The organism is Candidatus Clostridium eludens (genome assembly GCF_045310515.1).
In the GTDB taxonomy this organism is placed as follows: Bacteria; Bacillota; Clostridia; order Clostridiales; family Clostridiaceae; genus Clostridium_B; species Clostridium_B eludens.
On record NZ_JBJHZX010000019.1, the window covers coordinates 87,606 to 96,265 of the forward strand.

Genomic DNA, 8,660 nt, shown 5'->3' on the forward strand with positions numbered 1-8,660 from the left:
ATTATTAATCCCTTCATCTATTTCACCCTTCTTACATTTGCTAAATTCAATAATTTTTGGTAGGCACTAGAATTTTTTCTTCCACAAAGACAAATGGCATATTGGATAATTTCTTGTAAACACATTGAAGGAATACTAACCGAATTTTCCTTACTATAACTTAGAAAACACAGCAATTGATTATATATTGCTTCAGCAATTCTGATTCCGACAGTATTTTCTGGATTTTTATCATCGCTTTTTCTAATTATACCAGAAAAACCGTTTATCTTTTCCCTAGAAATATCAATTTGTATCCAATTTGCAGGAAAATTTATAAATATATTATTGTACATACTCTCATTTTCATATCCACGTTGATTAAACTTATCTCCAAATAATACATTCAATGATGTCTGCTCCACTCTAATTCCTGCATTTAATATTGCTTCACTGTAATTATCATCCACATTATTGAGGTTAGGTTTTATCAAAAATCCATATTTATATTTATTAATAAAATTATTTGAAAGCACTTCCTTTTTCCAATCAATATTTAAAACATCACCATTTTCTTTAAAAGGAACAAAAAACTGAAAAATTTTAATTTCATCATTTTTTCTAACATAGTGAGCTGGTATTTTGGCCAACTCTTCTCCCTTCTCATTTTTATAGTTTATAATAATATCATATTTAATATCCAGCATAACCTTTTTTATATACTCTAATATCTTATTTATATCCACATCTCTATTTAAATATAATTTTATCTCTGTACCTATATCTATATCTTCCCCACGTTCAATAAAAAAGCACCCATCATAATTAGGTATATGGAGTTTTAAACACTCACTATCAGGAAGAAAGTATTTAGTTTTTACTTCTATTTCTCGGCATACCATAAATGAGGACAAAAAACCTATTCCAAAATTGCTAATGGGTTTATAGCTAATATTTAAATTCTCATATTCATCGTCTGAATAGAAGCTTCTCCCTATACTAGTAAAATATCTTTCAATTTTATACCTGTCCATGCCCGTTCCATTATCTTTAATTTTAAAGTATGGTCTACTATTTTCATCCTTTCCAATTTCAATATAAATTAATTTTGGAAAATCAATTTTTTCTTTAACTTCTCTGACTGCTATAGCATCTATAGAATTTTGAATCAATTCTCTTGCAAACACCTCTTTTGAAGAATATATGTTATCCCCTGTGAGCAGTGGCAAAAGAGTTGGAATATAAGCTTCAAAATTATAATTATCAAGTGTATCTTTTAAATTATTTTTATCTATTTTAGGAATTAAATGATATAGCTTAAATCCTATTAATTTAAAATAATCTTGAAACTTATTTATTATTAAATCAAATTCTTTAACAAATAATACTGCAATTTTATGTGCTGTAGCTTCATTGCACAACAGTTGTATATAGACACTTCTTTTATCAGCATCAGATTCAATAGCTATTCTTGGTGCTGGAACATTTTCATGAAATTTGTTTTTTTCCATTTTAATATTTACTTTATATTTAATATTTTCATTATAGAAGTCATCTGCATATTCTGTAAATACCAAATATAAATCTGAAAAAAATATACCAATCATGCTAAAAACCAAATATTGCCTAGCAATCTTATTGGTACTATTGCTTAGTAACTGATTACATTTATCTCTCAGGTGCGTTAATTTTTTTATTGTAAACAATGAATGAAAATCAGCAGCACTAATATCAAAATCAGAAGATAACAAAAGATCATTAAACAATTCTTTCAATATTGATGAGGCATATTCTAAATATTGTGCATCTTTTTCAATAATACTCTTATAGCTTAATGTTCTATAATTAATAGCATATAGTAAGAAAAGAATATTTTTATAGTCCGTATCCAAATACTTATAAACATCCTGAAATCCTGTTATTGCCTCACTAGTCCAGTTAATTATTTCATTACAAGTTTTATAAATCTTAAATATCTTTTCCGATGATATCATATATTCCATGTATGCATCATAATTTGCAGATTTTAAAATGTCCAAAAGTTTAATAACTCTATGTGAAATATTCTTTGAAGGAATTTGCTTTCTAGAGATGGGTTCTAAAGACTCCTCATTGTAAATAAACTTATTTTGAATTAATTTGATATCATCTCTTTGCTTATAAAAATCAATTATACTAAAAGTATGCCTGTCTTTTCTATCTGTACCAACTGAACCTCCTGCAAATACATCAATAATACTTTCTGTTGTCTCGTAATAATCATCTGTAATAAATGGACGTTCTAAATCAAAATGCTTGTGTCCATGTAAAACAGTTTTTACATTCATGTATTTTAAATGCTGAATCAAAGCGGTATAATTTCTAACTAGACTTGAATCTCCATACTTTTGCGCCACTTCAGGAAAAAGATAAAAATGGTGGTGCAATAAAGCAACTACATTATATCCATTCAATTTCCTAATTTGTCTTTCAAGATCTGCTATTTGTGCCAGGGATATTTCCCCATAATCATCGTATTCATTTGCCACTTCCTTCTCCAACAATTCAATTAACTGCTTTTTATCAATTCCTCTTTGTGCTAAAGTTTCTGCCTTAACATTTTTATCTATCATATTCAAATACTTTTTATCAAAAATTTTCTTTTTCTCAATTTGACAAGAATTAAATCCAATAAAAACTATTTTTTCTTCATAATAGGGCCTTAATACTGAATAATTTTTTGTATTATAATATTCAGGTATATTAACATAGAATCCTTTTAAGAAATTTTTATATTTACTCCATCTTAATTCATAATCATCAACTCTAATTAAATCATGATTACCAGGTACAAATATGAAATCATCTTTTGTTAGTTTATATTCATCTTGGTTAAGATTAATTTGTTCCAACAAAATATCAAAAAAATTTACAGCTTCATTAATCAATTTTTCATTAACCTGTACCTGACCATCAAAAACATCTCCTGTTACAACTACACTCCTAACATTACATAATCCATTATGGGTTATATCATAAACAATTTTATAGGCTATCTCTTCAGATTTGATATACGTTTTTCCAATGTGTATATCTGATAAATGCAACGCTCTAAAAGCTGACATTTTAACGCTTCCTCCCTATAAATTATAACAATCAACGTCTAAATTATGTAAGTTAATTTAAATGTACCACAAAAGTATTGTGTATAAACAACAGTAACGTAAAATATATGTTAAAATATTTTAATGCGATAATTACTGAAAGTCCAGAAAGATTATCAAATTTTATGGAAGGATTTAAAACTGAATAATTTTTATCCGAACGCTACCATTGCTAACACCCCCAGCTTCTTCAAATTGAGGGATAAGCACTGCTACGCGCCTGGATAAGTTCTTCTAAGGTTCAGTTGGAGAAAAGCATTTCTCATGAGCAAACTCCACCTGAACCTAAGAATCACTTGATACATGGCTATTAGATTTATCAGCACCATGTTTTTTAAAATGAATTAAAATTGCCACTGCAGAAACATATATTAAATTAAATATCACATAAACAATAATTAGTTTATATGTATACCCTCCTCTGGTTGTTGGATTTCCATATAGCATAGTTATAATAATAATTACAGGGTACAGAATTACAACAAATGCTTCTGCAGGTATCTTTTTTACTGTTTGATTTAAGCTGTAAGAAACTGCAAAATAATAAATAGCTAAGCATTTGAATTCTACCAGAGACCATAAAGATATAAATATAAATCTGAAACTATTTACAATAGGAATATTTATGCTATCAGCTAATGTCAGGATAGGCCATAAATACTTTGGAGAAGTTTCAATGCCTAAGTAATAAATAGTTGCAAAAACAGCCCATACATAAATAAATCCTACAATAGCAGTAGCCACTATACCACATTTTAATAGCTTTTTATTATCCTGTAAAAAAGGATAAATAATAAGTATAATCTCCATGCCAGAAATAGCAAAAGCAGTTTCTCTTGAACCTTTCAATATACCAGATAATCCTGAGCCAAATACAGGCATTAAATTTAAAAAACTTCCGTATGCTAAAACAGCTATGGGAATAACAACTAACCCTACAGTTAAATAAAAACCTACTTCAGCTAACCTTCCCAGAGGTTTTATACCCTTATAGGCAATGTAGCCTATAGGTATTAAAGCAGCGAGAAGAATCTGATAGGGCTTTAAAAAGGAAGTTGAATATACCCTAAATAAATTGGCATATTCGGAAAATGACGATGTTAGCACAAATAGGAAGAAAGATATAAAAATAATATTTAAAATACTTCCCAAAAAGTTTCCAAAGCACTTTTTGCTCAATTTCAGTATATTATCTTTAGGAAACTTTTTACACAGATAACTTGCCATAATAACCATATATAGCGGATATACTGTTGCCAATATGCAGCTAATCCAGCTGTCCTGTTTTGCAAATTTTATAATGCTGTTAGGTAAGTGCATAAGCTCAATACCTACAATAGCTGATTTTAATATAAATATAAGTTGGCTTGAGGTTAAGAAGGTATTCTGGGTTTTATTCATTTTTTCCCATCCCTAAAATCACTTTGCCTTATAGGATCATTATGCGGAATAGCCTCAGGTCTTTTATTCATCTTCCATATAGGTGCCCTTATAAATATATCTTTCATATCACTTTTATGGAAAGCAAAATAAGGGACTCCAAAATTTTCCAAAGAACAAAGATAAGCTAATATAGAAAACCATCCTATGACTATTCCAAGAACTCCAAGCCAATTTGCCAGTATTAACATAGGATAAGCTAAAGTCCTTATTGCAATGGACATCTGGTAATTGGATATTACAAAAGTGGCAATGGTGGTAATTCCTGCAATAAGTAAAGTAGTGGGACTTACAATTTTTGCCTTAAGTGCAGCATCACCAATTATAATACCACCTACCACACTGACAGTCTGCCCTATTTTTCCCGGCATCCTTAATCCTCCTTCTCGTAAAAGTTCTATAGTCAGCTGCATGGCTAACAGAGACATAAAGGGACTTAGTACAATCCCCTGTGTAGCTGATATTAGGGACTTAATATATTCAACTGGTATAAGTTCAGGGTTAAATTTAACGAAAGTTATATAAATTGCAGGAAAAGTTATTACTATAAAAACCGCTATAAATCTCAGTGCTCTTGTAAACCAGGCTTGCAGAGTTCTTCCATAATAATCTTCCACAGTTTGAAAGAATTCTACAAATATAGTAGGATAGGTTGTAACATATGGTGTACCTGCTAACAAAAAAGCTATTTTTCCTTCCATTAGAGCCGCCTCTATTACATCTGGCCTCTCTGATCCGATAGTCTGTGGTAAAATACTATAGGGGTGTTCTTCTATACACTGCTCGATAAAACTATTTACAGGAATAGAATCTATATCTATAGTATTTATTTTATCTTTTATTACTTGTAGAAACTGTTTATTTACTACGTCGTCTATATACATTATTACAAGGTCCGTCTGTGTTCTTCTTCCCAATACAAATTTCTCCGTTGCTAAATTTTTATCTTTTATTCTTCTTCTCAATATACTTATATTTGTATCTAAGTTTTCTACGAAGCCCTCCCTGGGTCCCCTTAAGGAAGGATCATTTTCTGGTTCAGCTATAGACCTATAAGTTCCACCAGCGGTATTTATCACGATAAAGTTACAGGAATCTTGAACTAATAATACCGTTTTCCCTCTTTTAATACCCTCTACCGCCTTATTTATATCTGTTTCAATATAGGTATCACTAACTGCAATATACTTTTTGTGTATGTAGTCTTCTATATTTTCTATACCCGCAAAGTCCTCATTGGCATTTAACATTAATGGATTCAGTATATCTCTGTCTATTATATTCTTATCAGTTAATCCATTCACATAAACAATTGCAGCCTCTAGGGAATTTTTATTTCCAATAAGTAAATTTCTTATTATTAATTCAGTTTGCTTTCCCAGTAGATTTTTTATATTTTGGATATTATCATTTATACTACATTTTTTATCAGGCATTTATTTCACCTCATAATTTATGATTCCCCTGCTCTATTAAAAATATTTATATAATTTACCTAGATTGATATCTCCATAGTTATTATCCCCAATAATAATTACTGAAAAAAAGTTATATAAAAAGTCTGCATCTTAAAAGATACAGACTTTAAAAATAATTTCTATTTCAACACTGAGATTGATGTTTCAACTATTTTAATGAACTCATCATTTGATTAGATTGATCTTTCAATTGTTGTACATCTGATGCTTGAGCATCAGATGTAGGATACCAACCTTTTTGTCTCATAGTATCAAAAATTTTGTATTGAACATCCTGAGCATTTTTAAAATTGTTTACCAAAGTATTTCTTAAATTAGTACAAGAAGCTTCTGTTATTCCTGTGCTATATGCTGAAATAACCTGTTTTTCACTAGTTAAAAGGTCTTGCATAAGTTCCTTTTCATCCATAATTCTAATTCTCCTTTCTTTTATTGGTGCGAATCCAAGTAGGTTTTTAAAGAAGTAAAGTTTTGTTTGTGAACTTGAGCAGCTTCATTACACAAAGTTTTTATTTGAGCATCACTGCATCTTCCTGAACAATCATTAAACTTTTTATTCATTAGTGCTTCATATCCAATTTGATCTTTTAGCACCTTTAAATTTCCAGCATCTAACTGTTTTTCAGTAGCTATCATGAATTTTCCCTCCCTTAACTTTTTTACAAACATAGTATTTCCCTTATAAATAAAAATTATATCTGTTAAAAAATTCACCACCTGCCAAACACACAAAACCGTAGATACATCTAAGTCTATCTACGGTAAATTCATGATTGTGAGATTTATGCTGTTTTTCTAGCAATATGCACTGATTTTGCAATTCTACCAAAAACCCAGAATCTATATCCTAAAAAATTAACTACTTGAGCTAATACCATTGAAATAATTTTTGCAAAAAAAGAACTTATAGAACCGTCCTTCATTAATATGCTTAATCCTATTAAGCTTACTCCTAAGGACATGGAATTAACTATAATAAATTGGACAATTTCTCTTGTTGTTTTTTTACCAGTTTTCGTATCATCAAAAGTCCAAACCTTATTTAAAATGTAGCTATTTAAAGTACCGCTGGAATAGGATAATATCTGGCTTATAACATAATTAACACCAAACAAGCTATTTAATATACAAAACACTGCAAAATCAATTATAGTATTTAAGCATCCCACACAACCAAACCTAGTGATATGCTTAAGTTTGTGATTATTTACAAATATATTATAAATATTTTGAATAACAGTCATATATCTCACCTCTTACAAATTATGGACTATTTATACTATAGTTATATAATATATTCACTTTGTTACAGTTGTATGGCAGAGTTGTTAATGAGTTATAACAAATTTTTTAATATATGTTAAAATTACTTAAAACATCTGTATAAAATGTTTTTGTTTCTATGTTTTATAGTTTTCAAACTTACACCTGACATTGCAACTTCACTATTTAGGCAATCTATATTTAAAATAAAATTCACAATATTATTTGCAACATAAGGGTCACTATACCCTTTTTGAGATTTTTTGATTTGATTTAATTCCTGTGCATTATTTACAAGTAAGTTACTTATAGTATTTTGTATGTTTTTAATATCTTTGCACATTACTCCAATATTATATTTCTCAGCAAATTTGGGGTTTCCTGCTTCTTGTCCAGGCAAAGCATCTGTTATTACTAAAGGCACATTACATGCTATGGCTTCCATCATAACATTAGGACTTCCCCTTGTGAATGCAATATCAGAATCTAGCATTAAATCTTGTATATTTTCCATAAATCCATATATTTGAACAGCATGTCCGTATTTTGCTGTTAATGATTTTTCTAATTTTTCTCTTAATTTTGTATTACGCCCTGCAATAACTTTTACAGTACAATTAAAATTATCAAGAAGATTTTCTGCTATTCTCCGCATATTTCCTACACCTTCACCGCCACTCATTATTAAACATCTTAGAGGCTTATCAATATCATAGTAATTACTTTCCTTGGAATTTGCTGTATGCTCATAAAACCTTGAACGGACTGGAAATCCTAATACTTGTACTTTTTCTTCTGAAACACCAAATTCAACACACTTATCTTTTGCCTCCTGGGTTGGACTTATAATATAATCAGCTCTTTTATCTGCCCATAATGGATATATACTTACTAAATCTGCAATTAAAGTAATCACTGGTATTTTTATTTTATATTCCTCTAATATATTTATAATAGAACCATTAAAATTGGGATGCACAGATAGAATTAAATCAGGTTTTATTTTTTCTAATACCTGTATGAAATTATATTTTATTTCTGACTCAATTAACCTATTAACCAATGATGGTTTAATTGATGATAAATTCCATATTAGTCTCCACAATTCCTTAACATTTCTAGTAATTGGGCCGTAGGATTTACCTATGTTTTTCAGAAGTTTTCCTCCTAATGAAAATCCATCTATAATATAAATTTTAACATCACTATGATCCTTGAATTTTTCACATAAAGACTCAGTTATACTTTTATGTCCATGTCCTGTAAACTCAGCAGAAATAACAAGTATATTTTTAGTCATAATATCATCCTTTCCATTAGTTAGATCTATATAATAAATCTAATAAACATTACATAA

The 8,660-nt window shown here is 29.2% G+C and carries 7 protein-coding genes; all 7 read right to left on the bottom strand.

Going from position 1 to position 8,660, the window contains the following annotated elements:
* Window positions 1-17: 17 nt before the first annotated feature.
* The 7 genes from ACJDU8_RS13755 to ACJDU8_RS13785 all read right to left on the bottom strand — a co-directional run bounded on the left by ACJDU8_RS13755 (window position 18) and on the right by ACJDU8_RS13785 (window position 8,603).
* Window positions 18-3,083, bottom strand: coding sequence for an ATP-binding protein (locus ACJDU8_RS13755; protein ID WP_406792722.1), 3,066 nt, complete (start codon window positions 3,081-3,083; stop codon window positions 18-20).
* Between the two features lie 324 nt (window positions 3,084-3,407).
* On the bottom strand, window positions 3,408-4,523 hold the full coding sequence (locus ACJDU8_RS13760; protein WP_406792723.1) for a GerAB/ArcD/ProY family transporter: 1,116 nt from the start codon (window positions 4,521-4,523) through the stop codon (window positions 3,408-3,410).
* The gene (locus ACJDU8_RS13765; protein WP_406792724.1) at window positions 4,520-5,998 is read right to left on the bottom strand and encodes a spore germination protein; all 1,479 of its coding nucleotides are present in this window, start codon (window positions 5,996-5,998) and stop codon (window positions 4,520-4,522) included. The genes ACJDU8_RS13760 and ACJDU8_RS13765 overlap by 4 nt, the downstream gene beginning before the upstream one ends.
* A gap of 190 nt (window positions 5,999-6,188) precedes the next feature.
* The gene (locus ACJDU8_RS13770) at window positions 6,189-6,449 is read right to left on the bottom strand and encodes a spore coat protein (protein WP_406792725.1); all 261 of its coding nucleotides are present in this window, start codon (window positions 6,447-6,449) and stop codon (window positions 6,189-6,191) included.
* Between the two features lie 20 nt (window positions 6,450-6,469).
* Entirely contained in the window at window positions 6,470-6,676 is a 207-nt protein-coding gene (locus ACJDU8_RS13775; RefSeq protein WP_406792726.1) for a hypothetical protein, read from the bottom strand.
* Between the two features lie 146 nt (window positions 6,677-6,822).
* On the bottom strand, window positions 6,823-7,284 hold the full coding sequence (locus tag ACJDU8_RS13780) for a GtrA family protein (RefSeq protein WP_406792727.1): 462 nt from the start codon (window positions 7,282-7,284) through the stop codon (window positions 6,823-6,825).
* A 122-nt stretch (window positions 7,285-7,406) separates the two neighbouring features.
* A complete protein-coding gene (locus tag ACJDU8_RS13785; RefSeq protein ID WP_406792728.1) occupies window positions 7,407-8,603 on the bottom strand; it encodes an MGDG synthase family glycosyltransferase in 1,197 nt (398 codons plus the stop codon).
* Window positions 8,604-8,660: the final 57 nt, after the last annotated feature.

What these genes read in the sequence shown, in the direction of transcription:
- ACJDU8_RS13770 (WP_406792725.1), bottom strand. Translation starts at nt 6,449, where the DNA reads ATGGATGAAAAGGAACTTATGCAAGACCTTTTAACTAGTGAAAAACAG.
- ACJDU8_RS13780 (WP_406792727.1), bottom strand. Translation starts at nt 7,284, where the DNA reads ATGACTGTTATTCAAAATATTTATAATATATTTGTAAATAATCACAAA.
- ACJDU8_RS13765 (WP_406792724.1), bottom strand. Translation starts at nt 5,998, where the DNA reads ATGCCTGATAAAAAATGTAGTATAAATGATAATATCCAAAATATAAAA.
- ACJDU8_RS13755 (WP_406792722.1), bottom strand. Translation starts at nt 3,083, where the DNA reads ATGTCAGCTTTTAGAGCGTTGCATTTATCAGATATACACATTGGAAAA.
- ACJDU8_RS13785 (WP_406792728.1), bottom strand. Translation starts at nt 8,603, where the DNA reads ATGACTAAAAATATACTTGTTATTTCTGCTGAGTTTACAGGACATGGA.
- ACJDU8_RS13760 (WP_406792723.1), bottom strand. Translation starts at nt 4,523, where the DNA reads ATGAATAAAACCCAGAATACCTTCTTAACCTCAAGCCAACTTATATTT.
- ACJDU8_RS13775 (WP_406792726.1), bottom strand. Translation starts at nt 6,676, where the DNA reads ATGATAGCTACTGAAAAACAGTTAGATGCTGGAAATTTAAAGGTGCTA.